We start from the raw sequence: 26,354 nt of genomic DNA, 5'->3' as shown, positions 1-26,354 counted from the left end.
GGGTTGTGGGCCCTCACGCCATGTCGACATCCTTGGTCTCGATCAATCGCTTGGTGCAGACCAGACTCAGCACCGACAGCAGGGCCAGCATCACGCCGATCGAGATGCTGCCGAACGCGGCCGTGAGCGGTGCGGCAAGCATCGGCGGAATCGCGCCACCGAGAACTCCGGCGAGATTGTAACCCAAACCTGCTCCGGTATAACGGAATCGAGTCTCAAACAGTTCCGGGAGGAGTGCGCCGGTCGGTCCGTATGCAACGCCGAAGATCGCGAGCGTCACGCACATACCGATCACGAACGCTTCCGGTGAGCCCGTGTCGAGCAACGGGAACAGCGCTATCGACCACGGCACCGCGACGATGCACGCCGCCATGATCACTCGCCGCCGCCCGACGCGATCGGAGTAGGTCGCCGAGAGCGCGATCGCGACTCCGAAGATCACCGCAGCGCCTATCCCGGTGACCAACACGAACGGACGGTCGAACCCGAGGGTCTTGGTGCCGTAGCTCGTCAGGTAGGCGGTCCCCATGTAGAAGAATGCGAAGAGTGACGCCAATGCACCTGCAGCGGTGATGATTTCGCGCTTCTGGATACGCCACGCGTCGAATATCGGCAGCTTGGTCGGTGCCGATGTCGCCGGAGCTTGCTCCTCGGCGAGCTTGTTGGCCCGAAAGACCGGGGTTTCCTCGATGGCCAACCGCATGTAGAGGCCGATGAGTACCAGGACGGCGCTGAGCAGGAACGGGATTCGCCAACCGTAGTTCAGAAACGTCTCGTTGGTATCGCCCAGTAGCAGTCCCGTCGCCAGGAACGTCGCGCTCGAGAAGATGAAGGCGGCCGATGGTCCCAGTTGGGGGAACATCGCATAGAAGCCGCGCTTGCCCGGCGGTGCGTACTCGGCCGTCAGCAATGTCGCGCCGGCCCATTCACCGCCGACGGCAAACCCTTGCCCGAACCGGAGCAGCACCAAGATGATCGGAGCAGCCACGCCGATCGTTTCGGCACCGGGCAGCAGGCCGATGGCGAACGTGGATACCCCCATCAGCAGCAGCGTCGAGATCAACGTCTTCTTGCGACCGATGCGGTCGCCGAAGTGTCCGAACAGCACGGCACCGACGGGCCTGGCGATGAACGCGACTGCGAACGTCGCGAACGAGGCCACGGTGCCGGCCGTATTGCCGAGCGCTGGGAAGAAGATGGTCGGGAAAACCAATGCGGCAGCGGTTCCATAGATGAAGAAGTCATAGAACTCGATCGTCGTACCGATTCCACTGGCGACAGCGACCCGTCCGACACTGGTCTTGGACTGCACCGCCGGTCTGGTCGGCGTCGAGACGCCCGGATCTCCGGGCGAGACAGCGGTCATGGTTCCTCCGTTTTGTCGGGTATCGGGCGAATGTGCGATACCGAATGCGACGAACGGTAGTGATCCGGGTCACCCGCGGAATACCCCCGGATGGGGGGACGGCGACCACCTCTCTCCGATCTACTGCCAGTGGGCAGTCTCGACGGCGGCGCGGTAGGTGTTCTCGAGGAAGGCGAGCAGCAGCGCATCGGGGTCCTCGGCGGTGCGCACGGCCTCGTAGGGGAGGACGTACTCGCCGAGATCGCGATCGAAGTACGCGGGAGCAGTGACGGCCGGATGGCTGTCGTAGCCGTCCGGATTCGGGTAGGCGTAGGCGTAGAACGCGCCCTCCGCTGCCCCGCCCGGCCAGAAGCCGGCGCTCGAGACCTCGTCGCTGTAGGCCTCGTGCATCACCCAGTCCGGACAGTTGGGAACACCACCGGGATGCTGTGGGGCAGACCTACCCGAGAAGCGCGTGACGGCGAGATCGAAAGCGCCCCAGAAGAAATGGACGGGGCTGGACTTGCCGCGAAAGTCGGCGCGAAACTCGGAGAACACGCGATGTGCGCTGACGAGGGCACGCCAGAACCTCTCCATCGCCTCCGAGTCGTAGGAGGCGTGTTCGACGTCCTCCGCGAACGGGGTGGCGTGCGGCAGTTCGACAGGCTTTCCCACGATCGTCGCGTCGACCCCGAGTTGCGTGAGCAGGTCGGTGTATTCGGCGAAGAAGTCTGCGACGGTGCGGGGTTCGAGCTTCATGGTCCGGCTCTGACCATCGGTGGTGGCCAGTACCAGTCGGTGGGCGAGGAAGTCGAAACGAATTTCGAGCCCGCGGTCGCCTAGTGGGATCAGCGATGTCGTCAGTCCGGATGCATCGACGTACAGCGCGACTCCCCACCAATGGTTGAGTGCCGGCGACAGTGCCATTCGGGTCTTGCCGACGATCTGGGTCCATAGATGCACCGTGTCGCGAGTGTCGGACCAGCTCTCGATCGGAAGTTCCGGCCACGCGTCGTACGAAGTTGTCATGCGTCGATGATGCACACACAGCCGGGGAGAAGGCCATAGATGTGCTACCTCAGGCGAGCCTCAGGATTCGCCGGTACCGTCTGATCCCAGGGGCGAGGCGCGTGTGGCAGCGGTCAGGGAAGAAGAGGTGATCGGCATGTCCACAGACCACAACCGGGATGTGTTCGACAATGCTCGGGTGGCCGCGGCCTATGAGGAGTACGCCGGCCCCACCGATGGATTTCTCGACCGTGGGGAAGCGGCGGCGCTGGTTGCTGCGGCCTCGGTTGCGCGCGGAACACCGGTGCTGGACGTCGGCGTCGGCAGCGGGCGAACCACGGCTCTGCTCCGACTCGTGAGCGATCGCTATGTAGCGATCGATTACGCGCCCAACATGATCGATGCGTTCCGTCGAAATTTCCCGGACCTGCAGGCGCATGTGGCCGATGCGCGCAGTCTGACGGCTTTCGTCGACGGCCAGTTCGGCCTGATCGTGTTCAGCAACAACGGAATAGACACCGTCACCCACCAGGAGCGGGGCCGCGTACTCGCAGAATTTTGTCGCCTACTGGCCGATCCCGGAGTGTTGGTGTTCTCCACCCTCAACCGCAACGGACCGTCGTTCGGAGAGAAGCCGTTTCAACTGAGCAGGCCTACGCAGCGATTCAGTTTCTCGCCGAAACGGGCAGTGACGGCAATCGGGCGGAGGCTGCTCGATCCTGCCGGTGTCGTTCGCAGCGTCCGTAATTGGTGGTCGGCCAGATCCCGCGTCGACGATCGTGGATCCTGGGCCGTCGCTCCGCTCGCTGCACACGATTTCGCGCCGTTCATGCACTTCACCACTTTGTCGGACGTGCGGGCGCTGGTGTCGGGTGCCGGTTTCACGATCGTGGAGATCTTCGCCGACGACGGTTCGATCGTGGCGGCCGATACCGAGACGAGCTCGGCCGACAACTTCACGATCGTCGCGCGCAAGTAAACGGTCAGCTCAGCCGCTCGAGCGCCTCGGTCATCTTCTCCACGGTGTCCGGCGCGACCTTCGCCTCGAAACCCGCCTTCAGGAACGGACCGGCAACCTTTGCGGCACCGTTGAACTCGACCTGCGCGTGGTAGTCGATCCGAGTCGATCCGTCACCTTCTGCCGTCAGCGTGATGTCGTCGACGCTGGTGGCCGTCTTGTTCTCGCCTTCGAGCACGATGTGATCAGGCTCGTCCGTGACCAGGGTGTAGGTCAACTCCGTGGTGATACCGAACAGCTTCGAGACGTTGTGCCACTGCGTTCCGACGGCGACCGGCCCGTCCGAAATCTGTGTGCAGCTCTGGGTTCCGGGATCCCACGACGGCGCATTGGAAAAGTCGCGAAGAAATGCGGCCGCCTTCTCGATCGGAACAGCGGCGGTGAAGGTGCGGGTGACATCGACCATGAGAGTTCTTTCCTGTCGTTGGAGATCAGTCTTCGAGCGGGACGCCGAGGTGGTCGGCAAGCCGGCGCATGGTGCCGACGATCTGGTCCTCGGTCACCCGCGGAAACCCGGCCATCTTGCGGAACTCCGGGTCGGTGACGCGCGACCAGTCGTACACCTGCGTCAGCGCTGTCCGGTCGTCGGCGACCTCCTCGAGCTCCCAGGACCACCGCGTGCCACGAGGTTCCATGCCCTGGCGATTGGGAATCCAACCGATGCGTCGGTCCTGCTCGAACACGAACAAGGTGTTCTCCATGACGTACTCGCCCAGTTCCGGCTGGTACATATCCATCGCGAAGGTGTCGCCCACCGCGCGCAGAGGCGTCGGGTCGATCGCGCCGCGCAGCATCTCCGAGCCGTCGACCGCGGCCTGGACCTCGGGATTGGCGAGCGCAGTGAACACGGAGGCGGGGGGAGCGTCGATCACGCGCCGGACAGTCAACTCGTCGGTCATGGACACGCCTTTCAGTTGTTTATGCCGGCTACGGAGTTACCCCCGTCTGCGGGGAAAGAAACTCCGATCGCCGTTTTTGCCTCCCCGTCGGTTTTGCATCGCAGTGGACACAACGACGAAACACGACCGCCACGTCGCATTCGTACAGTCGCCGGGTCGGACTCCGCAAAATCCAGCTGTGGAGCAGCACCTTGTCAAGGGGTAGCCATGAGTGGAAATACCGTACGCCTGCAGGCGATCAAAGACGTCGAGGCGTATGTGCCGCCTGCGGTCAGCTTCGTCGGAGACGAGAAGCCGGGCGAGATCTTCGGTGAGAACGTCTTCAGCAAGGTCGTGATGCAGAAGCGTCTGCCCAAATCGGTCTTCAAGTCCGTGATGGCGACGATCGACAAGGGCAAGAAGCTCGATCCCATGGTCGCCGACGCGGTGGCGTCGGCGATGAAGGACTGGGCCCTCGAGAAGGGTGCGACGCACTACGCGCACGTCTTCTACCCGCTCACCGGGCTGACGGCCGAGAAGCACGACAGCTTCTTCGACCCCGTCGGTGACGGCAGCGCACTCGCCGAATTCGCAGGAAAGACGCTGATCCAGGGCGAGCCCGACGCGTCGAGCTTCCCCAACGGCGGTCTGCGCAACACGTTCGAGGCTCGTGGGTACACCGGCTGGGACGTCACCAGCCCGGCGTACGTCCTCGAGAACCCGAACGGCAATACCCTGTGCATCCCGACGGTGTTCGTCTCGATGACCGGTGAGGCTCTGGACCACAAGACGCCGTTGTTGCGTTCGCAGCAGGCGATGGGCGGACATGCCGAGCGCATCCTGAAGCTGTTCGGGCACGAGAACATCGAGAACATCGTCTCGTTCTGTGGTCCTGAGCAGGAGTACTTCCTCGTCGACCGGCACTTCTTCCTGGCCCGTCCCGACCTGCTCAATGCGGGTCGCACGCTGTTCGGATCGAAGCCGCCCAAAGGCCAGGAATTCGACGACCACTACTTCGGAGCCATCCCCGAGCGCGTCCTCGGCTTCATGATGGACACCGAGCGTGAGCTGTTCAAGCTCGGTATCCCGGCCAAGACTCGGCACAACGAGGTCGCTCCAGGACAGTTCGAGATCGCGCCGATGTTCGAGCGCGGCAACATCGCAGCCGATCACCAGCAGCTGTTGATGACGACGTTCAAGACGATCGCCAAGAAGCACGGTATGGAGTGTCTGTTCCACGAGAAGCCGTTCGAGGGCGTCAACGGCTCGGGTAAGCACGTCAACTTCTCGCTCGGCAACTCCGAGCTCGGATCGCTGCTCGTTCCCGGCGACAACCCGCATGACAACGCGCAGTTCCTGGTCTTCTGCGCCGCCGTCATCCGCGCGGTACACAAGTACGGTGGTCTGCTGCGCGCCTCGGTGGCGTCGGCGACCAACGATCACCGTCTCGGGGCCAACGAGGCTCCGCCCGCGATCATCTCGATCTTTCTCGGTGATCAGCTGGCAGACGTGTTCGATCAGATCGCCAAGGGTGCAGCCACGTCCTCGAAGGGCAAGGGCACCATGATGATCGGTGCCGACACCCTGCCCGTGCTGCCCACCGATCCCGGCGACCGCAACCGCACGAGCCCGTTCGCGTTCACCGGCAACAGGTTCGAGTTCCGCGCTCCCGGCTCGATGCAGACCGTCAACGGTCCGATGGTCACGATCAACACGATCATGGCCGAGGCGCTGGACTACATGGCGACCAACCTCGAAACTGCCGTCGCCGACGGCACCGACTTCGACACCGCCGTGCAGAACCTGCTCACGGAGATCATCACCGAACACGGGGCAGTGGTGTTCAACGGTGATGGTTACTCGGACAACTGGCAGGTCGAGGCGGAAGCACGCGGACTACCGAATCTGCGTACCACCCTCGACGCATTGCCGGAGTTGATCTCCGAGTCGGCAATGGAACTGTTCGAGAAGTACAAGGTGTTCAACCACCGAGAGATGCACTCGCGTTACGAGATCGGGCTCGAGCAGTACGCGTTGACGGTGTTCGTCGAAGCGCGGTTGACGCTGGAAATGGGCCAGACGTCCATCCTGCCCGCGGCGGTGCGCTACCAGACCGAACTGGCGCAGAACGTCAGCGCGCTCAAGGGTGCAGGCGTCGATGACGTGGACATGACTGCGCTGCAAGCAGTCTCGGCTCCACTGTCGGAGCTGCGCGCAGCATTGGCGACACTGAAGGGCGCCCTGGAAGCCGACCCGGGTGGCGAAGCTCTGGCCGAGGCCGTGCATGCCAAGGACGAACTGCTGCCCGCCATGGCTGCGGTCCGTTCTGCGTCGGACACACTCGAAGCAATGGTGGCCGACGATCTCTGGCCGCTGCCGACGTATCAGGAGATGCTGTACATCCTCTGAGTGCGCAACGCAGGAGTGGAGCCTGCGGAACGACCGGATGGGGCAGGAGTGGAGCCTGCGGAACGACCGGATAAGCAGTGGTGTGGCTGAGTGCCGTGTGTGGCACTCAGCCACACCACTGTTGTTTTCGGGGTGAGCAATATCTCGAGGCGGAATAGCTCGGTGGATCTTTCGGGTTCGGAGTGAGCAGTGGCAAAGACTGTGCACGCACTCGTGAGGAGAGAGATCCATGAAGTTGTTTTCCCCGTTGGCGCTCGGTGACCTGAAGCTCGACAACCGGTTGGTGATGGCTCCGCTGACGCGGGTGCGCTCCGGGAAGGACGGCGTGCCGGGCCCGCTGGTGGTCGAGCATTACAAGCAACGCGCATCCCTGGGTCTCATCGTCAGTGAAGGCACCTACCCGAGCCACGCGGGCCAGGGCTTCCCAGGTCAGCCCGGTCTGGTGACGGACGAGCAGATCGAGGGTTGGCGCAACGTTGCCGACGCAGTGCACGCCGACGGCGGACTGATCGTCGCTCAGGTGATGCATGCCGGTCGGGTGACCCACGAGGCGACGACGGGTGGCCGCGAGGTCGTCGGGCCCAGCGCTGTGGCGATCGAGGGAGAGACTCACACGTACGAGGGCAAGAAGGCGTACCCCACCCCGCGTGCGCTACGCGAGGACGAGCTGCCCTCGGTGATTGCCGATTTCGTCCAGGCGTCGAAGAACGCGATTGCCGCCGGGATGGACGGTGTCGAGATTCACGGCGCCAACGGTTACCTGCTCCACGAATTCCTCTCGCCCGCCTCGAACCAGCGGGACGACGCATACGGCGGCTCACCGGAGAACCGGGCGCGGTTCGTGGCCGAGGTGGTCGAGGCAGTGGTCGCCGCTCTGGGAGCCGGCAAGGTTGGAATTCGTATCTCACCCGAGCACAACATTCAGGATGCCCTCGAGACGGACGCCGACGACGTGCGTGCCACCTACCGCGCGTTGGTCGACCGAATCGCACCGTTGGGTCTGGCGTATCTCAGTGTGCTGCACAAAGATCCGGCCGGTGAGCTGGTTCAGGATCTGCGCCAGGCATTCGGCGGTTCGGTCCTCGTCAACAGCGGCTTCGGTGAGATCACCAACCGCGACGAGGCTCTTTCGCTGCTCGACAACGGCATCGGTGACGCCGTCGTCGTCGGCCGTCCGGCGATCGCCAACCCCGATCTCGCCTACCGCTGGCGCGAGGATCTGCCGCTCAACGAGCCCGATCCGAGCACCTTCTACACCGACGGTGCCAAGGGCTACACGGACTACCCGGCTTTCACTGCCTAGCGGCAGGAGTGGGGCCTGCGGAACGACCCGATGCGCAGTGGTGCGGTTGAGTACCTTCTGGGGCGCTCGACCACACCACTGCGCGGAGCGCACTAGAAGTCCGCGGTCTTGCGGGCCCTGATCTTGCTGACGATCGAGAACACCACGGCAATGACCATCAGTGCGTAGAGCACGATGGTGATGCCGCTGCTGACGAGGATCGACGGGTCGCCCTCGCTGACCGCCAGTGCGCGTCGAAGCGATTCCTCGGCAAGCGGGCCGAGGATCACGGCGATCAGCACCGGTGCGAGCGGAATCTCGTAGCGCCGCATCATGAATCCGATGATGCCGAGCCCGAGCATGAACATCAGGTCCACGATCGACGCACTCGACGCGTAGACGCCGAGGGCAGCGAACACCGAGATTCCGGCGTAGAGGTAGTTCTTCGGGATCTTCAGCAGCTGGGCCCACAACGGTGCGAACGGCAGGTTGAGGATCAGCAACACGATCATCGCCAGGAAGAGGCTGGCCAGCAGGGCCCAGACGATGTCGCCGCTGCGCTCGAACAGGAGCGGTCCGGGTTGCATTCCGTACTGCTGGAACGCTGCGAGCATGATCGCCGCTGTGGCGGACGTCGGTAGACCCAACGCCAGCAATGCGCCCATGGCCGTTCCGGCCGTGGAGTTTCCGGCCGCCTCGGGTCCTGCCACGCCACGAATGGCGCCTTTGCCGAACATCGGCTTCTCGCGTTTGCGATCGAGACGACGCTCGGTGCCGTAGGCCAGGAAGCTCGGCACCTCGGCACCGCCCGCTGGTATGACGCCGAACGGCACACCGAATGCCGTCCCGCGTAGCCAGGCTGGGAGTGCTTCGCGGAACTCCGCCTTGCTCAGCCACGGTCGTCCCTGCGACTTGATCAACGACCGATCCTCGGGCCGCCCGATCTTCGACGCGATGTGGATGACCTCGCCGAGGGCGAGCATCGCCACGGTGATGACGACGATGTGGATGCCGTCGAACAGGGCCGGCACCTCGAAGGTGAATCGTGAAGCGCCCGAGGGTCCGTCGATACCGATCACCGCGAGGGTGAGGCCGATGAGCAGGGCGGTCAGACCTTTGAGGGCGGAATCCGAGACCACCGCCGAGGTGGCGATGAACGCGAACACCGCGAGTGCGAGATATTCGGCGGGTCCGAAGTTGGTCGCCAGCGCCGCAAGCGTCGGGGCGAAGAACACGACCAGGGTGGTGGCGATCATTCCACCGATGAACGACGCGATGGCCGAAGTCGCCAAAGCCTGTGGGGCGCGGCCGTTCTTGGCCATTCGATGTCCCTCGAACGTACCGGCGATGGCGGTGCTGTTGCCGGGGGTGTTCATCAGGATGCCCGAGATGGAATCGCCGAACAGGCCGCCGAAATACACTCCGGCGAACATGATCAGGGCAGCGGTGGGGTCGAGAGTAAAGGTGACCGGCAGCAGCAGGGCCACCGCCATGGCAGAGCCGAGACCGGGCAGCACGCCCACAGCGGTGCCGAGCAACGCGCCGACGAACACCCACACCAGGTTCATCGGAGTCAGCGCGGTGCCGAACCCGTCGAGAAGATTACTCAATGAATCCATCGGAAATTCAGCTCCGTCAGAAGATCTGGGCGAGAACGCCGCCGGGCAAGGTCAGGCCGAGGCCCGCGGAGAATACGATCTGGACGGTGCTCGAAACCAGCAGTGCGACTGCCGCGTCGAACACGTAACGGCGACCACCCAACCCGATCGAGACGCCCCAGAACAGCAACGCTCCGGCGAGAACCCAGCCGAGCGGGTCGAGCAGGGCGATGAACAAGGCCACCGATCCGACGGTGATCGACAGGGTGCGCCAATTGCTCACGGTGCCGGTGTGCGGCTTACCGTCGGCGTCGACTCCGCGGTCGATCACGTCGGGCTTGACCATCAGTTGGATGGTGATCAACAGTGCGACCACGAAGCAACCGCCGGCGACGATGGCCGGAAAGACCTGCGGACCAGGTGAAGTGGCGGTCGGCGGAACCTCCATCGTGACGGTTCCGTAGACCAGGAACAGTCCCAGTGCGACGAGGAGCGCCGGAACGATCAATCCGCTACGGCCGGTCCAGAAAGACCGGGACGTGCCGGTGTCGGTGGTCGTTGTTGTTGTCATACCAGCCCCAACTCTTCGAGAATTCCGGTGATGCGTGCCTGTTCGACGTCGAGGAACTCTCCGAACTCGTCTCCCGTCACGACCGATTCCTTCCACCGGTTGCGTTCGACGGCCGTTGCCCACTGCTCGGTCTCGACCATCTCGGTGACGATGTCGACGAGCGTCTGTCGGTCCTCGTCCGAGATTCCCGGGGGTGCAACGATTCCGCGCCAGTTGACGAGGTCGACGTTGTAGCCCTGTTCGATGAACGTGTCCACGTCGAATCCCTCGAGCGGCTCGGGTGCAGCCACTGCGAGTGCACGCACGTTGCCTGCCTCGATCTGGTCGCGGAAGTCGTTGAACCCGCTGACCGCGACGCCGACGGTGTTCGACAGCAGCGACGTCAGGACCTCGCCGCCGCCGGAGTAGGCGATGTAATTGATTGCGGCCGGATCGATGTCGGCTTCCTGGGCCAATTGGCCCGCCACGATGTGGTCGATACCGCCGAGCGACCCGCCGCCGATCGGCAGGCCACCGGGGTTCGCTCGCCAGGCCTCGATCATGTCCTCGAGATTCTGGATCGGCGAGTCCTTCGGGACGACGAACACCTCGAAGTCCTCGGCGAGTTTGGCGATCGGAACGGTGTCGGCCAGAGTCGTCTCGGAGTTGTTGATCGCAATGCCGCCCAGCATCACGGTGCCGGTGATCATCACGGTGGTGGGCTGACCGCTGAGGTTCTCGAGCTGGCTCAGACCGATGGTGCCGCCGGCACCGGGGACGTTGACGACCTGGGCGTTGTTGACGATGCCATCGCTGCGCAGCGCTTGCTGCGACTCGCGGGCGACCAGGTCCCAGCCGCCGCCCGCGGCAGCCGGAGCGATCAGTGTCAGTTTGGCTCGGGCATCGGAGCCGCTGGCACTGCGAGCGGCATCGATACCCGCCACGGTCACCGCTCCCACCACCGCCAGGGCACCGACTGTTCGAAGCAATGTGGGCGGTATCGCCATCAGAGACCTTTCGTGTGGTGTGTCACAGCGTCAGGTTAGATACAGTTTGTCCGATTAGTCCAGTTCACAACATTGAGGGCAATCCTCGGTGGATTCGAGCAACGGGAGAGACCGTGTCTTCAGCGAGCACAGCGGTAGCAAGCGCAGTGGCAGTAGCGATGAGCAACACACCGGAGGGGCACGAAGCGCTGCGACGCGGTGCTGCCGAGGCCGAGCTGCGTGGGGCGCAACTGATCGTGTTGTCCGTGGTGGACCGCGATTCCGTGTCGGCGGAGGACCGAAGTGCGGCGCAGGCCGAGGTGGAGCGGACGCTGCCGGGAGCATCGACGACCGTGCGCGTCGAGCCGGACGGCGGCGACCCGGCCGGCGCACTGGTCGATCTCGTTGCCGATGTCGGCGCGGGGATGGTCGTCATCGGGTCCAAGCGTCGATCCGCCGTGGGTAAATTCTTGATGGGAAGCACCGTGCAGCGCGTGTTGCTGGACTGCCCGGTTCCCGTCCTCGTCGTGAAGGCGCCGTGACCCGGTAGTATCGGACAAACTTCACACACACGACCCCGAGGAATCATGGACAGCGATAAACCCGGGCCGGACACGGCTCGCCGCACCACAGCTACTACGTGCGAGGCGGTGTCCGGCGAATGAGCGTTCTGCTCACTCTTCTGCTCGGCCTGCTCGTCGTTTTTCTCATCACCGTCGCAACCGGCTACTTCGTAGCTCAGGAATTCGCGTACATGACCGTCGACCGGTCCCGGCTCAAGGCGCGTGCCGAGGCCGGTGACGCCGTCGCAGCTCGTACGTTGACCGTCACCAAGCGCACGTCGTTCATGCTCTCGGGCGCGCAGCTGGGCATCACGGTCACCGGCCTGCTGGTCGGCTACGTCGCCGAACCGCTGATCGGTCAGTCGTTCGGCGCGATACTGGGCGGCGTCGGTGTTCCGACGGCAGTCGGTGTCGGACTGGGTGCCGTTCTGGCGATCACCTTCGCGACGTTCGTGCAGATGCTCTTCGGCGAACTGTTCCCGAAGAACTTCGCCATCGCCCGCCCGGAGCCGGTGGCCCGCTGGCTCTCGCTCTCGACGACCATCTACCTCAAGCTCTTCGGCTGGTTGATCACCATCTTCGATCAGTCGTCGAATTTGCTGCTCAAGGCGCTGAAGATCGAACCCGTGCACGACGTGGAGCATTCGGCGAATCCGCGCGACCTCGAACACATCGTCTCGGATTCCCGTGAAACGGGCGACCTGCCCGATGAGTTGTCGACTCTTCTCGATCGCATACTCGACTTCCCGACGCGCACCGTCGAACATGCCATGATTCCGCGTTCACGAGCTGCAACCGTGCGCGACACCGACACCCTCGGTGAGGTGAAAGCGCTGATGGGACAGGAGCATTCCCGGTATCCGGTGCTCGACGAGGACGACGGAATCGTCGGCGTCGTGCACTTGCACGACGTGCTGGGCTCCGTCGAGCCCGATTCGACGCCGATCTCCGGACTCACCCGCGACGCACTGATTCTGCCCGAACTGCAGAGCCTGCCCGACGCGATGCGCGAGCTGCGGGCAACTCGGAACCAATTGGCTTGTGTCATCGACGAATACGGCGGCCTCACCGGCGTCATCACCATCGAGGACCTGGCCGAGGAACTCGTCGGTGAAATCACCGACGAGCACGACGACGGCGTACTCGACCCGAGCCCGGTCAGCGCCGACGACGGCAGCTGGACGATGGCGGGGGAGGTGCACGTCGACGAGGTAGAACGCGCGATCGGGGTGGATCTGCCCGACGGTGACTACGAAACAATCGCCGGATTCGCCATCGCGCACCATGGTTCGCTGCCCGACGTCGGTACCCGCATAGAGGTGGATCTCCCGCCGGACAACGCGGATCTGGCCAACGACGACGAGACGCCGATTCGTTTCGTCACGATCGAGGTGCAGGAGATCGACAGTCACGTGCCGTCACTACTGACCCTCACCATCGACGAGCGGGCAACCGAGCACGACGAGAATTCGGCCGAGTCCGACATTGCAGGAGCACACCGATGAGCAACCCCTGGGTCTTTCTGGCCGTCACCATCGGTCTCATCGCTGCGAGCGCCTTCTTCGTCGCGGTCGAGTTCGCTCTACTCGCGGCCAAGCGGCATCGCCTCGAAGATGCTGCACCGAACTCGCGATCCGCTCGGGCCGCGCTGCGCAGTTCCTCGGAGCTGACGGTGCTGCTCGCCGGCTCGCAGCTCGGTATCACTGTGTGCACCCTCGCCCTCGGTGCGACGACCAAACCGGCGGTGCACTACTGGCTCACACCGCTGTTCGAGGGCATCGGCCTGCCGTATTGGTTCGCCGACGTGCTGGGATTCGTCCTGGCGCTGATCGTCGTCACGTTCCTGCACTTGGTTGTCGGCGAGATGGCCCCCAAGTCGTGGGCGATCGCGCATCCGGAGAAGTCGGCCACGATGCTTGCGCTTCCCATGCGTGGATTCATGTTCGTCACTCGGCCCGTGCTCACGATTTTGAACAACATGGCCAACTGGTGCCTGCGCAAGGTCGGCGTGGAGCCGGCCGACCAGGTGGGGTCCGGGCAGAACGCAGACGATCTCCGCCAGCTCGTCGAGCACTCGGTGAACGTCGGTGCACTCGACGCCAGCTACCAGGCTCAAATTTCGGGAGCGTTGGAACTGCAGGATCTCACCGTCGGCGATCTGGTTGCCGGGAGCGGCACGCCGACCTCGGTGTCGTCGTCGGCCTCGATCGACGACGTGCGGGAGGCGTCCCGGATCAGTGGACATCTGCGCATCCTCGTCAGCGACGAGGACGTGGTGAAAGGTGTTGTACACGTGCGGGACACGTTGACCGAACCTGCGAATCTTTCCGAGATCACGCGACCTGCGTACACCCTGGAGTCCACCACTCCGGTGTACGTGGCGCTCGCGTCGATGCGCGAGACCCGGCACCATCTGGCGCTGGTGGTGGATGCTTCGGTCGGGGTGGGTGACACCGCGCGGACGATCGGCGTGGTGACGCTGTCCGATGTGCTGACGCGGCTTCTGCCCGAACCCGTCTGATTCGATTCCGGCATTCGAACGAGTCATCCCCGACCGGCCTGCACGGCCGATCGGGGATGACTTGTCTATACGTCGTGTCTGAAGCGAATCAGACCGGGGCGACGACCAGCAGGTGTGCCCAGTACGACGCGACGTCGTGGCCGAGTTGGGGGAGCAGCACGTCGTAGAGCAGGTAGGACATCATTGCCGTCGAACTCCTTGTTCAGCGGGTCGTTGCCGACTCGCATACCGAGACTTGTAGGTCATTGAGACTGTAGATGACCCGGCCTTCGGTGGCATCCATATCGCCTACTCGCGTGCGTTGCTCGGAACGTGTCAGCCGATGCAGCCCTGAAGCGTGGTGAAGCTGCCCGCGATTCCGGCACCGTTGCACACTGCGCCCTCGGGGGTGAGCGTGATGGTCGAGCCCGGTGCGGCCACTGCGATGGAGAGTCCGAGACCGGCGGCGGTGTTCTGCGCGACCGCCCCGGGGCCGAAGGCGATCGCCGCAGGCGCGCCGCCGAAACTGCCGTTGCTGACGGCAGTTCCGCCGTTCAGACCGAGCGCCAGAGCCGCCGCATTGTTCATTGCCTCCGCCGAGCCCCAGCCCTCGAGGCCGAATCCTGCGGCCGCACTGGCACCGTCTGCGGAGCTGTCGCACTGTGATCCTCCGACGAGCGCAGCGATGTCGGCACCTCCTGGCGCCGTGGTGCAGGCGACCGGTGCTGCCGATGCCGTGCCGGGCACCAGGGCTGCGAAGGTACAGGCGAATCCGAATGCTGCCGCTCCGCCGAGAATTCTCTTGGTGTGGAACATGGTGAATGCCTCCCGAGATCGATGCGTCGGCACCGGTGCGCCGAGCGTGACGGTCGCTGGGCCGGTGTTGCTGGGACCCCACTCCCTGACGTCGAGTCTCGACCCACCCGAGCGCGGTGCGGGTTCGTCGACATCTCGAAAACGTCTCGGTAGGGTAACGCCGAGATAACGCGACGTGCAGCGCGGTCTCTACCTACGATTGCCTCATGATCGGACGCATCGACGAGGTCGTTTTCGACTGCACGGAGCCGGCGTTGCTGGCACAGTTCTGGGCCGACATACTCGGTGGTCGGCCTGCCATGCGCGACGACTCGTGGCATTTCGTCGATGTCCCAGGGTTCACTCGGCTGGCGTTTCACCGAGTTCCCGAGGGCAAGTCCGGCAAGAACCGGCTTCATCTCGACGTCGACGTACCCAGCATCGACAGGGCCGTCGAGCAGGCGGTAGCGCTGGGCGCGACAGTGCTCGGCGACCGGCACTCCGACGCGGCCGGATCCTTTCAGGTGCTCCTCGACCCCGAGGGCAACGAGTGGTGCCTGGTGACTCCGCCCAGCTGATCAGCGAGCGTCGTGCTGGGTACGTGATTCGAGGACGAGCGGCATGTTGCCCTCGATGAGTTCGATGAGGTCGCTCAAGCGGGTGCCGACGTCGCGCCCCAGCGGGGTGAGGCTGTACTCCACCTTGGGTGGGATGGTCCCCTGCACCGTGCGCACCACGAGTCCGTCACGCTCCAGCGTCTGCAGGGTCTGCGACAGCATGCGTTCACTGACGCCGTCGACGCGTCGGCGCAACGCGTTGAAGCGATAGTCGCCTTCGGTGAGTGCCGCCAGGGCCAGGACTCCCCACCTGCTCGTGGCGTTCTGCAGGGTCTGTCGCGACGCGCAGTCCCGCGCGAAGACGGACGCTTCGAGGGATTCGGCGGCATCGGGCATATGGCAATGCTAGCGCATGCTGAAACATCAGTGATTACCATCGCAGTTGCACTGCACGAAAAGTAAGTGCATGATGAGGTGGAACTTGAAACCTCAACCCCGAGACACGCAGGAGTCGGCATGACCACAGCAGTAACCGGAGCAACGGGCAACCTCGGCGGACTCGTCGTCGATGCACTCATCACACGCGGCGTCGCAGCCGGCGATATCGTTGCCGTCGTCCGTAATGCAGACAAGGCCGCGCAGCTGGCCGAACGCGGCGTCGTGATTCGGGTTGCCGACTACAGCGACACTGCCGCTCTGACATCTGCATTCGCAGGCGTGGACAAGGTGCTGCTGATTTCGGGATCCGAGGTCGGACAGCGAATTGCGCAGCACAACAACGTGATCGACGCTGCAGAGGCGGCCGGGGTGAGCCTGATCGCGTACACCAGCTTGCTCGCCGCCGGCACGTCAGGAGTGAGCCTGGCCCCCGAACACAAGGCGACCGAGGAGCGACTCACCGCGTCGGCGATCCCCGCGGTCTTCCTGCGCAACGGTTGGTACTGGGAGAACTACCTCGGCTCGCTCGCCCAGACCGTCGAGGGTGGGGTTCTGCTCGGCGCAGCGGGGAACGGCAAGATCGCGGCAGCATCGCGCGCGGACTATGCCGACGCGGCTGCCGCGGTGCTGACCATGGACGATCAGGGCGGCAAGATCTACGAGCTCGGCGGCGACGAGCATCTGACCTACGCCGATCTGGCCGCTGTCATCGGTGATGTTTCCGGCAAGCCGGTGGTCTACAAGGATGTGCCGGAGTCCGAGTACGCCGCAATTCTCGAGGGTGCCGGTCTGCCCGATTTTGTGGCGACCATGCTCGCCAGTGCCGACGCCGGCATCTCGCGAGGCGAACTCGATACCGACTCCGGTGACATGCAGGCCCTGATCGGTCGAGCATCCACTCCGGTGGCCGAGGTGCTCCGCGCCGCGATGTGACGGGTGTGCCGGGGACTGCGCCGCTACTTGTAGCGTGGGCGCGGTGAATCAGACGAAGACCCGCACCTTGTTCCTGGCCGCCTCCGCATCGCTCGTTCTCCTGACGGGTGCGTGCAGTTCGGATACGGACAGCTCGTCCCCGGCGTCGACGACGTCCGCCTCTGCGTCCGCCTCGGCCGAGGCAGCATCGGCCGGCACATGCCCCACGGCAGCCCCCGACTCGGCCGCAACCCCCGAGTGGACGCTGGCCGGGGATACCGGCAGCATCGCCGTCGTCGGATCCACGGACACCGCGGCACCCGCGGTCACGGTCGAGGCCCCGTTCAGCGTCGCCGAGACACAGGTGAAGACACTGACGGTCGGTGACGGTCCCGTCGTCGCGGACGACGCCGAGGTATCCGTGTGCTACCTGGGCGTCAACGGACGCGACGGATCGACGTTCGACAGCAGCTACGAGCGCGGCGCACCGGTCGATTTCCCGCTGAACGGTGTGGTGGCGGGCTTCCAGAAGGCAATCGCCGGGCAGACCGTCGGCTCGACGGTCGCCGTGGCGGTCACGTCGGCCGACGGTTACCCGAGCGGCCAGCCGGCGGCCGGAATCGAGCCGGGAGACAGCTTGATCTTCGCGATCGCGATCCTGTCCGCGAGCTGAGTGCCTCCGGCAGTGGCGTGGTTGTGCGCCCTCCGCGGCACATAACCACGCCACTGCGGCTCCGCCGCACTACACGGTCGAGAGCTGCTGAATCGTGGTTGCGCCGCCCGGGGTGGGCGTGGTGGTGATGAAGTTCGAGTCGTACCCCAGCGATTCGACGACGCTGCGGATCTCGCGGAACTGATCGACGCTGACGTCGGGCGTGCGCTTGAGCACGAATCCGGACGTGCGGGTGGGGCTTCCGACGAACGCCCACGAATAGTCGTCGGCGATGTAGGCCACGATGTAGTTGGTCGGCCCCTCCTGGCTTTCCTGCGTGGGCACTCCCGGGAAGCTCACGTGCAGTTGGGCTTTGGTGACCGTGTCGTTGACCCGAGCGTTGCCGACGATGCGGTTTTCCTGGCCAGTCCAGGTGGTGCAGGTGTTCTCGACGCGAATGTTGGATTCGTCGATCATCTGGTAGTTCGCCTGGGTGTCGCGGGCGCAGATCAGGTTGAACGGCTGCGGCACCGCGGCAACCTGGTTCCAGGTGCCCAGGTAGCGCTCGACATCGAGTGACGGGATCGGGGCCAGTGGCTCGAGGCCGACCGATCCAAGAGGGCCGACCGGTTGCGCCTGCACCGGGGCCGCGGCGAGCAGGGCACCTGCGGCCAATACTCCGGCAATTGCGGTGCGGCCCAGTGCGGTACGGATATTCATCAATTCGCTCCTTGTGTTGCGGTTGTGTTTGCGGTCTCGCTGGAATCGATTCTGTTCGGCCACCAGATCTTCGGGCCGATGAGGGTGAACAGGGCGGGGATGACGACGGTGCGCACCACGAAGGTATCGAGCAGAATGCCGAGACCGACGATGATGCCCAGTTGGGTGAGTGTGATGAGCGGCAGGACGCCGAGTACGCAGAACACCGCTGCCAGAACGATTCCCGCGCTGGTGATGACACCACCGGTGGCCGATACCGCCCGTACGATGGCAGCCCTTGTACCGTGCCGCGGCGTTTCCTCGCGGGTACGCGTGACGAGGAAGATCGTGTAGTCCACCCCCAGGGCAACGAGGAACAGGAACGCGAACAGCGGGGTGTTGTCGTCGAGCGCGGGGAATCCGAAGATGTGCAGGCTCACCCAGCTACCGATACCGATGGCGGCCACTGCACTCAATACCGTTGTCGCGACCAGGATCAGCGGTGCGACAACCGCTCGTAGAAGTATCAGAAGTACGGCGAGCACCACCGCGAGGATCGCGGGGATGACCACGAGACGGTCACGAGCTGCGGCGTCGGTGGTGTCGAGTGCCTTGGCGTCGCTGCCACCGACCTGCGCTCCGTCGACTCCGGAGAGTGCGGAGCGGAGGTTTTCGATCACGGTGAAGGAATTTTCGGACGCGGGAGCCGCATCGGTGACCACCGACAGGCGGGTCAGTCCGGTACCGGAATCTGCGACGCGATCGACCGAGACGATCCCGTCTGTACCCTCCACGATGCCGATGACCTCATCGATGCTCGAGGTGGGCGCCAGAATCGTCGTCGGATCGGCCGAGCCGGCCGGAAAGTGTTGCGAGAGAGTGTCGAATCCTTCGACGGATTCGGCGGTGACACGGAATTGCTCGGTCTGCGAGAGGCCGATCTGAGTGCCGAACAGTGCCGCACAGCACGCCAGTAGCGCGACGATGGTGACCGAGGCCGTTGCCACCGGCCGTCGCGAGACACCTGCTGCGATCGAATGCCACACGCCCTCGGTGGTGGTGTCTCGATCCGATTGCTTGGGGACGAACGGCCAGAACAGCTTCGGGCCGCACAGTGCAAGCAGTGGCGGCAGCACGAACAGGACGAACACCGCTGCGACGATGAGTCCGGCTGCGGCCAGCGCTCCCAGGCTGCGGGTACTGGGCAGGATTGCGAGGAGCAAGGTCAGCAGTGCCAGCACGACGGTGGCATTGCTGGCGATGATGGCGGGCCCGGCCTGCCGGACGGCCTCACGAAGGGCGAGGCGGTGGTCGGACTCGCGACGCAGTTCCTCGCGGTAGCGAGAGATCAGCAGCAGCGCATAGTTCGTTCCGGCACCGAACACCAGCACGCTGGTGATTCCCGAGGTCGAACCGTCGAACGAGAGACCGGTGACCTCGGCCAGGGCAGTGCCGACGGTAGTGGCGAACCGGTCTGCGAAACCGATGACCAGCAGCGGCACCAACCACAGGATGGGTGACCGGTACGTGACGATCAAAAGGACTGCCACCACGAGCGCGGTGACGGCGAGCAAGGTGAAGTTGGCTCCGGAGAACGAGTTCGCAATGTCGGCACCGAAAGCGGGGCCGCCGGTGACCTGAGCGCGCAGGTCCGGTGCGAGGCCGTCGGTCGCGGCGGACCGCAGCTCGGTGATCAGTTCGTTCAGTGTGAAGCCCGACAGCTCGGAATCGACCTGGACGAGAGCGATCGCGGCCTTGCCGTCGGGTGCCACGATCGGAGGAGGTCCCGGCGCGTCGGGCACCGAACGGTCGACGGCCAGCAACCTGTTCTGTGCAGCGGCGGCGGCCTCGATATCGGCCGGGGTCAGGTCTGTGCCGTCGGTCCGGCTCAGAACCAGGATCACCGGGGCGGTGTCGGAGTCCGGAAACTCGGCCAGAAGCTGGTCCACCTGGTAGGACTCGGCAGAGGTCGGCAGCGAATTGGGTGACTGACCGGCCGAATCGTTGCTTCCGACGAGCCCCATCACGGCGGCCGAAAGAATGAGGATCGCGAGCGCAATTGCCCATGATCGACGGTGCGTCACCGCCGCGGCGATGCGATCCCACGCGGCGTTGTTCTCGGTTCGTGTGCTGTCCACGCTCAAAACAATCTCATTTACTTAGATATTAAGCAACTGAATCTGTTGCGGGCAGTACTCTGACGGTGACCGTAGCGAAGGAGTTACCACCGACATGACCGACCGAAACCACCTCGAATCCGCAATATCTGCGGATCTCCGAGCGCTTTCCTCGGTCTCGGAGCAGATCGGTCAGGTTTTCGGAGCCCTACACAGCCTGCGGCCCAACGACTTTCGTGCCCTGCTGCATGTGATGGTCGCGGACGTGGAGGGCGCACCGCTCACTGCAGGTGAACTCGGCACGATGTTGGGGCTCTCTTCTGCGGCCATGACCTATCTCGTCGAGCGCATGATCGCTTCGGGTCACATACGACGCGAATCGGATGCATCCGACAGACGCAAAGTGATTCTGCGGTACGACGAGCACGGGATGGAGGTCGCTCGCGGCTTCTTCGGACCCCTTGGCATGCGAACCAGCGCCGCACTGGCAGACCTTCCCGATGCCGATCTGGCCGCCGCGCATCGGGTGTTCGAATCGCTCATCGGTGCCATGCGTGAACACCACGCCGACCTGGGTAACAGCAGTCGAGCGTAGGGCGCATGCCCGGGTGCGATGTTCGAACCGCTGGTGGGCGGCCTGCTCGAGCCGATGCTGGACTCCGAGCCTGCGAGTGCCGTAAGGTTGGCCGAGGTTGAGCTAACAGCCGGTCACGGGGAAACGCAGCGAAGTCGGCGTCCGGGTCAGGCATTATTCTGCTCCCGCTGCGTCAATCGGTTTCCCCCTCAGTTCGACCGATCGATGGGATCTGCCATGAGTGTTGAATCTTCAGGCAACAAAGTTCGAACCACCCCGGTGACTGTCGCGGAGAAGTCCGTGTCCGTCGCAGCAACCGGAGCAATCTTCACCGCGCACGACGGCCCCGACGGCTCACTCGTCGTCGCCGTCCACGGCGACATCGACATGCGCAGCGCGCCGATGTTCTCCGATTTCGTCTGCAGCCGCGTGTCCAGCAAACGGCACGTCACCCTCGACCTGTCCGATGTCGATTTCTTCGGCATCGCAGGTCTCACAGTTTTCGATGCGGTCCGCGAGTACACGGCCGGCATCGGTGCATCATGGTCGGTCGTCGCAGGACGTTCGGTCTCGCGTTTGCTCCAGGTCGCAGACCTCGAGGCCACTGTCCCGACGTCTCGTCCTTCGAGCGACTAGAAGTACTCCGGCGATAATCGCCGCGACAAGAGGTGGGCAGCTCCTGTACAGGGGCTGCCCACTGTTGGTTCTGCCCTCGATTACACAAAGTCGGTTCACAGAACGGACGACCCTGACCGACGGCGTGGCCGAGGCGCAGGATCGTCCGAATGTGTTTCAGCCCAAACGAACTAGTCTTTGGTTCCTTCGGAGTCGCTGAAGAACGCCCACTCGCCGTCGTGCTCCACTTCCAGTCGCCAGCCCAACTCTTCGTTGTCTGCGCGGCTGTCCTTGAACCAGGCATGCGCATCCTCGGAACTGGAGATGTCCTTGGTGTCGACGACGGTTCCGTGCGGATCGATAACTCTGTAGTTTGCCATGACGTCGGGATGCCCCGATGTCGCGCAACCTAATCCACGTCGGCACGCCGAGGGGAAGCGGCGGTCGGCTGCTGGAATCCGCAAACGCGCGCGCGTTCGTCGAAGGCGCGCGAAATCGCCTCGAAAACGATGAGATTCTGCGCGCGTCTGGCAACCGCGCGCGCGTTTGCGAGAATCGAGTACTTCGGCGAACCCGCTACTTGCGCGAGATCAACGATCGCGCGAAGAACATCAGGTTGGCGGGGCGCTCGGCCAGTCTGCGCATGAAGTAGCCGTACCACTGCTCTCCGTACGGCACGTACACCCGAACGTGTCGATCGGCGTCGACGAGCCGCCGCTGTTCCTGATCGCGGATGCCGTAGAGCATCTGGAACTCGAAGTCCTCGGACGACCTGCCCGCGGCCGCCGCGAATGTCTCGGCCGCCTCGATCATTTCCGGGTCGTGCGAGGCGACCATCGGATAGCCGCGACCGTCCATCAGGATCTTCAGGCACCGGAGGTAGGAGTCGGACACCTCCCGTGCACCCTGAAACGCGACCGACGACGGTTCGTTGTACGCCCCCTTGCAGAGTCGTATCCGTGATCTCGGTCCGGACAATTCCGCGCAGTCCGCTTCGGTTCGCCTCAGATACGCCTGGAGCACCGTGCCCAGATCGGGAAAGTCGACGCGGAGTTCACGCACGATCGACAGTGTCGAATCGGTGGTCGTGTGGTCCTCGGCATCGACCGTCACCCATACCCCGGCCGCAGCGGCAGCCGTGCAGATCGTCCTGGCGTTCTCCAGCGCCAGGGTCCGATCGATTCCTTGACCGAGAGCCGAGAGTTTGAGTGAGACCTCCAGCGCGTTGGTGTTGCTCCGCCGAGACGAAAAGCGCTCTATCAGAGACAGATACGACTCGACCGTGGCGCGCGCCCGATCTCGGTCGGTGGTGTCCTCACCGAGATAGTCCACGGACACGAACCGACCCGAGTCCAGCAGGGTGTCGACAGCGGTGACGGCCGCGGGCTCCGATTCCCCGGCCACGAAGCGATCGACGAGAGCGCGAGTGGCACGCATTCGCGTCACCGTCGACTGCAGTTTGGGCGATCGAGCGGCCGCCAGCAGAGCCGGGCGGAGGGGATTGTTCAGCAGGGTGGTCATCGCGTGCCCTCGCCTTCCTGATGAGGGTAGCCGTGGGTGGTCGGCGGGACGAACGTTTCCTTGACGGTGCGGGCCGAGGTCCAGCGGAGCAGGTTCTGCGGTGAGCCGGCTTTGTCGTTCGTTCCCGACGCTCGGGCTCCGCCGAACGGTTGCTGGCCCACCACTGCGCCGGTCGGCTTGTCGTTGACGTAGAAGTTTCCGGCTGCGAATCGTAGTGCGGCATGGGCCTGTTCGACGGCAGTGCGGTCGGTGGCGATGACCGCACCGGTCAGCGCGTACTTGGATCCGGTGTCGACGGCGCGCAGTGTGTCGGCGTAGGCGTCGGGCTTGCTGTCGTCGTAGACGTGCACGGCCAGGATCGGTCCGAAGTACTCGGTGGTGAAGGCCTCGTCGGTCGGATCGTCGCCGAGGAGGACGGTGGGGGAGACGAAGTAGCCCTCGGAGTCGTCGCAGGTACCGCCGGCGGCGATGGTCAGGCTGGGTACGGATTTCGCTCTGTCGAGCGCAGCTGCGTTGCGGTCGAATGCCTTTCGGTCGATGACGGCTCCGCCGTAGTTCGACAGGTCGGTCACGTCGCCGTACTTCAGCGCCGACACCTGCTCGATGAACGTCTCGCCCATCGAGGCCCACAACGATTTCGGAACGAAGGCCCGAGACGCTGCCGAGCACTTCTGTCCCTGGAAATCGAAGGCACCACGAATCATGGCCGTGGTCAACACTTCCGGATCGGCGGAGCTGTGCGCGACGATGAAGTCCTTGCCGCCGGTCTCGCCGACCAGCCGCGGGTACGAGTGATAGTTCGAGATGTTGTTTCCCACCTCGCGCCACAGCGTCTGGAACGTCGCGGTGGATCCGGTGAAGTGGATGCCCGCCAGTCGTGGATCGGCGAGAGCCACCTCGGACACCATCGGTCCGTCGCCGAGGACCAGGTTGATCACACCCGGTGGCAAACCGGCGGCTTCGAGGAGCTGCAGCGTCAGATACGCGGCCACGGCCTGGGTGGGGGAGGGCTTCCACAGCACGGTATTGCCCATCAGCGCAGGCGCGGTGGGCAGGTTGCCCGCAATGGCGGTGAAATTGAACGGGGTGATGGCATAGACGAAGCCCTCGAGCGGACGGTATTCGACGCGATTCCACACACCCGGTGCCGATACCGGCTGCTCGGCGAGTATCTGCCGGGCGAAGGTCACGTTGAATCGCCAGAAGTCGATCAGCTCGCACGGTGCATCGATCTCGGCCTGATAGGCCGACTTGGATTGACCGAGCATCGTTGCAGCAGCAATTCTTTCGCGCCACGGCCCGGACAGCAGATCGGCCGCACGCAGGAACACGGCGGCACGCTCGTCGAACGGGAGATCGCGCCACATCGGGGCCGCCGCACTCGCGGCATCGATGGCGTCGCGAACATCCTGATGGCCGGCACCGGCGAAGCTGCCGATGACCGAGGAGTGTCGGTGGGGCTCGACGACATTTTCGACAGCGCCGTCGGCGACGCGGTGGACACCGCCGATGACCTGGTGAATCTCGACGGGCGATGTCCTGAGCTCGGTCAGGCGGGTCCGTATGCGGGCACGTTCGGCGCTCCCCGGCGCGTAGGTGTTGACCGGCTCGTTGGTGGGGGTGGGAACTGATGTGACGGCGTCCATGGCTGCTCCTCGTCTTCGCTGTGTGGTGGCAATTGAAGTCCGATTCGGAGGCCGTTCAATCAGCTCATCGGCCAAAGAATCCGTGGTCTACTTGTCCGTATGGCCAACGCCGTTTCTCTACGATCGCTATTGACATCTCTGCACAGCGCGGTTGTGGAACTCGTGGTCGCGCCCGCAGGGATCGACATGGCCGTCGAGTCCGTTGCGTTGCTCGACGCCGACGACCTGCGTCTGCCGCCGGGGGCGTCCGCCGATGTGACGCTGCTGGTGGGGGTGACCGAGGCCGACGTGGTGCGGTGGTTCGATGATCTCGCTCTGCGTGCCGCGGCCGACAGACCTCGTGCGGTGCTGACCAAGGTGGCCGACTCGGCTGCACTCACCCATGGTGCGCGCGAGACCGGTATCGCCTTGGTTGCCGTACATCGACAGACGCGCTGGGAGCTGCTGTTGTCGATGACGCGAGGAGTTCTCGACCAGGTGCGGACGCACAGTCCGGACGACGGGACCTTCGGAGCCGATACCGATCTGTACGAACTTGCGCAGACGGTGGCGTCGCTGACGAAGGGAATGGTGAGTATCGAGGACGAGCGCTCACACGTGTTGGCGTACTCGGCATCGGACGACGCGGCCGACGAATTGAGAACGCTGTCGATCCTCGGGCGTGAAGGCCCGGCCGACTACCTGCGGGGGCTGCACGAGCGTGGTGTGTTCGATCGTCTTCGGCGCACCGACGACGTCATCGACGTACCCGCCGATCTCGAACTCGGAATTCGACGACGCCTCGCGGTGGGGATACGCCGAATATCCGGTAGCCCGACAACTCTCGGAACCATCTGGGTGCAGGAGGGTGCCATTCCGCTCGCCGACGAGGCCGACGGTGTGCTCCGGGGAGCTTCGGCCGTCGCGGCACGGTTGATCACTCGCATCGCGAACGCCCCGACCAACGAGACCCTGCAGATCCAACGACTGCTCGGGGCCAGAGGGGGCGGAGTGGACGTCCCGTCGCTGGCATCCGCGCTGTCGATCCCCGCCACCGGATCGTCGGCAGTCGTGGGATTCGCGTCGTGCGGAGAATTCGACATCGGCGCACTGGCACCGGCGATCAGGTTGCACGCCAGCGCATTTCGACGTGATTCTCTGGTCACCACCATCGGGGAGAGAATCTACGCACTGTTTCCCGGGGTGGTGTCGGGCACGGGGATTTCGGGGTGGGCCGCCGATGCCGTGGGCCGAATCGAGAGGCGAACCTCGCTGGCATTGCGCGCGGCGGTGGCGTCCCCGATAGCCGACCTCGAAGCCGTGGCCGTCGCCCGATTCGAGGTGGATCGGGTGCTCGACGGCACCACCGGCGAGGTTCGCGTCACCACGCTGGAGGAATCGAGAACTTCGGTGCTGCTGGGAGAAATTCTCGAATTGATCGGCAATCACGAACAACTCCGTGACCCGCGTATTGCCGAGCTCGACCGATACGACGCATCCAACGACTCCCGGATGCGCGAGAGCCTGGAGGCGTACCTGACGTGCTTCGGTGACGTTCGGTCCGCGGCCGATCGCTTGCATGTCCACCCGAATACCCTGCGCTACCGCATTCGCCGCGTCGAGCAGATCCTGGAACTCGATCTGGCCGATTCCGATGCGCGACTGTTGGTGGAAATACAGCTCCGTATGTGAGCGAGAGGATAGGGAGTGAG

General features: G+C 64.3%; 26 protein-coding genes. 12 read left to right on the top strand and 14 right to left on the bottom strand.

Features of this window, described 5'->3' with window-relative positions:
* Positions 1-13: 13 nt before the first annotated feature.
* Complete coding sequence (locus CH305_RS03825; RefSeq protein WP_094702754.1) at positions 14-1,366, bottom strand: MFS transporter; 1,353 nt, start codon at positions 1,364-1,366, stop codon at positions 14-16.
* 120 nt (positions 1,367-1,486) lie between these two features.
* Positions 1,487-2,374, bottom strand: coding sequence for a DUF5996 family protein (locus CH305_RS03820; protein WP_032376299.1), 888 nt, complete (start codon positions 2,372-2,374; stop codon positions 1,487-1,489).
* A gap of 136 nt (positions 2,375-2,510) precedes the next feature.
* Here CH305_RS03820 and CH305_RS03815 point away from each other — a divergent pair, with 136 nt between their 5' ends.
* Positions 2,511-3,332, top strand: coding sequence for a class I SAM-dependent methyltransferase (locus tag CH305_RS03815; RefSeq protein ID WP_094702792.1), 822 nt, complete (start codon positions 2,511-2,513; stop codon positions 3,330-3,332).
* Positions 3,333-3,336: 4 nt separating this feature from the next.
* Here CH305_RS03815 and CH305_RS03810 read toward each other — a convergent pair whose 3' ends face one another.
* Together CH305_RS03810 and CH305_RS03805 are read right to left on the bottom strand one after the other, a co-directional pair.
* Complete coding sequence (locus tag CH305_RS03810; protein ID WP_032405703.1) at positions 3,337-3,777, bottom strand: SRPBCC family protein; 441 nt, start codon at positions 3,775-3,777, stop codon at positions 3,337-3,339.
* A gap of 25 nt (positions 3,778-3,802) precedes the next feature.
* Positions 3,803-4,270, bottom strand: coding sequence for an SRPBCC domain-containing protein (locus CH305_RS03805; protein WP_032376301.1), 468 nt, complete (start codon positions 4,268-4,270; stop codon positions 3,803-3,805).
* 207 nt (positions 4,271-4,477) lie between these two features.
* On the opposite strand from CH305_RS03805, the gene CH305_RS03800 reads away from it, so the two are divergent.
* Positions 4,478-6,658: a glutamine synthetase III gene (locus CH305_RS03800; protein WP_032376302.1), complete on the top strand. Its 2,181-nt coding sequence runs from the start codon at positions 4,478-4,480 to the stop codon at positions 6,656-6,658.
* Between the two features lie 229 nt (positions 6,659-6,887).
* A complete protein-coding gene (locus CH305_RS03795; RefSeq protein WP_094702751.1) occupies positions 6,888-7,961 on the top strand; it encodes an alkene reductase in 1,074 nt (357 codons plus the stop codon).
* A 92-nt stretch (positions 7,962-8,053) separates the two neighbouring features.
* On the opposite strand, the gene CH305_RS03790 is transcribed toward CH305_RS03795, so the two are convergent.
* From CH305_RS03790 to CH305_RS03780, 3 genes are read right to left on the bottom strand one after another with little or no spacing between them, the layout of a single operon-like run.
* The gene (locus CH305_RS03790; protein ID WP_032405706.1) at positions 8,054-9,559 is read right to left on the bottom strand and encodes a tripartite tricarboxylate transporter permease; all 1,506 of its coding nucleotides are present in this window, start codon (positions 9,557-9,559) and stop codon (positions 8,054-8,056) included.
* 16 nt (positions 9,560-9,575) lie between these two features.
* The gene (locus CH305_RS03785; RefSeq protein ID WP_094702749.1) at positions 9,576-10,109 is read right to left on the bottom strand and encodes a tripartite tricarboxylate transporter TctB family protein; all 534 of its coding nucleotides are present in this window, start codon (positions 10,107-10,109) and stop codon (positions 9,576-9,578) included.
* The gene (locus tag CH305_RS03780) at positions 10,106-11,095 is read right to left on the bottom strand and encodes a tripartite tricarboxylate transporter substrate binding protein (protein ID WP_032376306.1); all 990 of its coding nucleotides are present in this window, start codon (positions 11,093-11,095) and stop codon (positions 10,106-10,108) included. The genes CH305_RS03785 and CH305_RS03780 overlap by 4 nt, the downstream gene beginning before the upstream one ends.
* A gap of 113 nt (positions 11,096-11,208) precedes the next feature.
* Here CH305_RS03780 and CH305_RS03775 point away from each other — a divergent pair, with 113 nt between their 5' ends.
* The 3 genes from CH305_RS03775 to CH305_RS03765 all read left to right on the top strand — a co-directional run bounded on the left by CH305_RS03775 (position 11,209) and on the right by CH305_RS03765 (position 14,158).
* Positions 11,209-11,616, top strand: coding sequence for a universal stress protein (locus CH305_RS03775; RefSeq protein WP_230592726.1), 408 nt, complete (start codon positions 11,209-11,211; stop codon positions 11,614-11,616).
* Between the two features lie 119 nt (positions 11,617-11,735).
* A complete protein-coding gene (locus CH305_RS03770) occupies positions 11,736-13,142 on the top strand; it encodes a hemolysin family protein (protein WP_094702747.1) in 1,407 nt (468 codons plus the stop codon).
* On the top strand, positions 13,139-14,158 hold the full coding sequence (locus tag CH305_RS03765; RefSeq protein ID WP_094702745.1) for a hemolysin family protein: 1,020 nt from the start codon (positions 13,139-13,141) through the stop codon (positions 14,156-14,158). Before CH305_RS03770 ends, CH305_RS03765 begins: the two co-directional genes overlap by 4 nt.
* 315 nt (positions 14,159-14,473) lie before the next feature.
* Here the strand turns inward: CH305_RS03765 and CH305_RS03760 are convergent, their stop codons facing one another.
* Positions 14,474-14,953 (bottom strand): DUF6764 family protein, encoded by a 480-nt coding sequence (locus CH305_RS03760; protein ID WP_032405711.1) that lies wholly within the window; start codon positions 14,951-14,953, stop codon positions 14,474-14,476.
* A gap of 206 nt (positions 14,954-15,159) precedes the next feature.
* On the opposite strand from CH305_RS03760, the gene CH305_RS03755 reads away from it, so the two are divergent.
* The gene (locus CH305_RS03755) at positions 15,160-15,510 is read left to right on the top strand and encodes a VOC family protein (protein WP_094702743.1); all 351 of its coding nucleotides are present in this window, start codon (positions 15,160-15,162) and stop codon (positions 15,508-15,510) included.
* On the opposite strand, the gene CH305_RS03750 is transcribed toward CH305_RS03755, so the two are convergent.
* Positions 15,511-15,885, bottom strand: coding sequence for a helix-turn-helix domain-containing protein (locus tag CH305_RS03750; protein WP_032405713.1), 375 nt, complete (start codon positions 15,883-15,885; stop codon positions 15,511-15,513).
* Positions 15,886-16,005: 120 nt separating this feature from the next.
* Between CH305_RS03750 and CH305_RS03745 the strand changes: the two genes are divergently transcribed.
* A complete protein-coding gene (locus CH305_RS03745) occupies positions 16,006-16,860 on the top strand; it encodes an SDR family oxidoreductase (protein ID WP_094702741.1) in 855 nt (284 codons plus the stop codon).
* 34 nt (positions 16,861-16,894) lie between these two features.
* Positions 16,895-17,512, top strand: a complete 618-nt coding sequence (locus tag CH305_RS03740) for an FKBP-type peptidyl-prolyl cis-trans isomerase (protein WP_094702739.1) — start codon at positions 16,895-16,897, stop codon at positions 17,510-17,512.
* 69 nt (positions 17,513-17,581) lie between these two features.
* On the opposite strand, the gene CH305_RS03735 is transcribed toward CH305_RS03740, so the two are convergent.
* A complete protein-coding gene (locus CH305_RS03735) occupies positions 17,582-18,211 on the bottom strand; it encodes a lipocalin family protein (protein ID WP_094608497.1) in 630 nt (209 codons plus the stop codon).
* Positions 18,211-20,214 carry an MMPL family transporter gene (locus CH305_RS03730; protein WP_179278176.1) on the bottom strand — a complete coding sequence of 668 codons (2,004 nt, stop codon included), beginning with the start codon at positions 20,212-20,214 and terminating at the stop codon, positions 18,211-18,213. Before CH305_RS03730 ends, CH305_RS03735 begins: the two co-directional genes overlap by 1 nt.
* A 208-nt stretch (positions 20,215-20,422) precedes the next feature.
* Between CH305_RS03730 and CH305_RS03725 the strand changes: the two genes are divergently transcribed.
* Positions 20,423-20,902, top strand: coding sequence for a MarR family winged helix-turn-helix transcriptional regulator (locus tag CH305_RS03725; protein WP_037154039.1), 480 nt, complete (start codon positions 20,423-20,425; stop codon positions 20,900-20,902).
* A gap of 279 nt (positions 20,903-21,181) precedes the next feature.
* Positions 21,182-21,517, top strand: a complete 336-nt coding sequence (locus CH305_RS03720; protein ID WP_249305033.1) for an STAS domain-containing protein — start codon at positions 21,182-21,184, stop codon at positions 21,515-21,517.
* 170 nt (positions 21,518-21,687) lie between these two features.
* Here CH305_RS03720 and CH305_RS03715 read toward each other — a convergent pair whose 3' ends face one another.
* The 3 genes from CH305_RS03715 to pruA form a co-directional block, all read right to left on the bottom strand.
* On the bottom strand, positions 21,688-21,876 hold the full coding sequence (locus CH305_RS03715) for a hypothetical protein (protein WP_032405716.1): 189 nt from the start codon (positions 21,874-21,876) through the stop codon (positions 21,688-21,690).
* A gap of 196 nt (positions 21,877-22,072) precedes the next feature.
* Complete coding sequence (locus CH305_RS03710) at positions 22,073-23,017, bottom strand: proline dehydrogenase family protein (protein ID WP_094702737.1); 945 nt, start codon at positions 23,015-23,017, stop codon at positions 22,073-22,075.
* Positions 23,014-24,663, bottom strand: a complete 1,650-nt coding sequence (gene pruA / locus CH305_RS03705; RefSeq protein WP_094702735.1) for an L-glutamate gamma-semialdehyde dehydrogenase — start codon at positions 24,661-24,663, stop codon at positions 23,014-23,016. The genes CH305_RS03710 and pruA overlap by 4 nt, the downstream gene beginning before the upstream one ends.
* A 99-nt stretch (positions 24,664-24,762) precedes the next feature.
* Here pruA and CH305_RS03700 point away from each other — a divergent pair, with 99 nt between their 5' ends.
* Complete coding sequence (locus tag CH305_RS03700) at positions 24,763-26,334, top strand: CdaR family transcriptional regulator (RefSeq protein WP_094702733.1); 1,572 nt, start codon at positions 24,763-24,765, stop codon at positions 26,332-26,334.
* Positions 26,335-26,354 lie beyond the last annotated feature (20 nt).

Origin of the sequence: Rhodococcus sp. 15-649-2-2 (assembly GCF_002258645.1) — a bacterium.
Classification (GTDB): domain Bacteria; phylum Actinomycetota; class Actinomycetes; order Mycobacteriales; family Mycobacteriaceae; genus Rhodococcoides.
Note: the sequence above shows the minus strand (reverse complement) of the source record. Positions and strands in the feature narration are given on the sequence as shown.

Bases quoted from the DNA above. Each gene is read 5' to 3' on its own strand.
- CH305_RS03760 (WP_032405711.1), bottom strand. From the start codon at position 14,953: ATGTTCCACACCAAGAGAATTCTCGGCGGAGCGGCAGCATTCGGATTC.
- CH305_RS03735 (WP_094608497.1), bottom strand. From the start codon at position 18,211: ATGAATATCCGTACCGCACTGGGCCGCACCGCAATTGCCGGAGTATTG.
- CH305_RS03745 (WP_094702741.1), top strand. From the start codon at position 16,006: ATGACCACAGCAGTAACCGGAGCAACGGGCAACCTCGGCGGACTCGTC.
- CH305_RS03805 (WP_032376301.1), bottom strand. From the start codon at position 4,270: ATGACCGACGAGTTGACTGTCCGGCGCGTGATCGACGCTCCCCCCGCC.
- CH305_RS03725 (WP_037154039.1), top strand. From the start codon at position 20,423: ATGACCGACCGAAACCACCTCGAATCCGCAATATCTGCGGATCTCCGA.
- CH305_RS03770 (WP_094702747.1), top strand. From the start codon at position 11,736: ATGAGCGTTCTGCTCACTCTTCTGCTCGGCCTGCTCGTCGTTTTTCTC.
- CH305_RS03825 (WP_094702754.1), bottom strand. From the start codon at position 1,366: ATGACCGCTGTCTCGCCCGGAGATCCGGGCGTCTCGACGCCGACCAGA.
- CH305_RS03820 (WP_032376299.1), bottom strand. From the start codon at position 2,374: ATGACAACTTCGTACGACGCGTGGCCGGAACTTCCGATCGAGAGCTGG.
- CH305_RS03790 (WP_032405706.1), bottom strand. From the start codon at position 9,559: ATGGATTCATTGAGTAATCTTCTCGACGGGTTCGGCACCGCGCTGACT.
- CH305_RS03700 (WP_094702733.1), top strand. From the start codon at position 24,763: ATGGCCAACGCCGTTTCTCTACGATCGCTATTGACATCTCTGCACAGC.
- CH305_RS03710 (WP_094702737.1), bottom strand. From the start codon at position 23,017: ATGACCACCCTGCTGAACAATCCCCTCCGCCCGGCTCTGCTGGCGGCC.
- CH305_RS03795 (WP_094702751.1), top strand. From the start codon at position 6,888: ATGAAGTTGTTTTCCCCGTTGGCGCTCGGTGACCTGAAGCTCGACAAC.
- CH305_RS03765 (WP_094702745.1), top strand. From the start codon at position 13,139: ATGAGCAACCCCTGGGTCTTTCTGGCCGTCACCATCGGTCTCATCGCT.
- CH305_RS03785 (WP_094702749.1), bottom strand. From the start codon at position 10,109: ATGACAACAACAACGACCACCGACACCGGCACGTCCCGGTCTTTCTGG.
- CH305_RS03810 (WP_032405703.1), bottom strand. From the start codon at position 3,777: ATGGTCGATGTCACCCGCACCTTCACCGCCGCTGTTCCGATCGAGAAG.
- CH305_RS03815 (WP_094702792.1), top strand. From the start codon at position 2,511: ATGTCCACAGACCACAACCGGGATGTGTTCGACAATGCTCGGGTGGCC.
- CH305_RS03755 (WP_094702743.1), top strand. From the start codon at position 15,160: ATGATCGGACGCATCGACGAGGTCGTTTTCGACTGCACGGAGCCGGCG.
- CH305_RS03800 (WP_032376302.1), top strand. From the start codon at position 4,478: ATGAGTGGAAATACCGTACGCCTGCAGGCGATCAAAGACGTCGAGGCG.
- pruA (WP_094702735.1), bottom strand. From the start codon at position 24,663: ATGGACGCCGTCACATCAGTTCCCACCCCCACCAACGAGCCGGTCAAC.
- CH305_RS03730 (WP_179278176.1), bottom strand. From the start codon at position 20,214: ATGGGGCTCGTCGGAAGCAACGATTCGGCCGGTCAGTCACCCAATTCG.
- CH305_RS03780 (WP_032376306.1), bottom strand. From the start codon at position 11,095: ATGGCGATACCGCCCACATTGCTTCGAACAGTCGGTGCCCTGGCGGTG.
- CH305_RS03715 (WP_032405716.1), bottom strand. From the start codon at position 21,876: ATGGCAAACTACAGAGTTATCGATCCGCACGGAACCGTCGTCGACACC.
- CH305_RS03750 (WP_032405713.1), bottom strand. From the start codon at position 15,885: ATGCCCGATGCCGCCGAATCCCTCGAAGCGTCCGTCTTCGCGCGGGAC.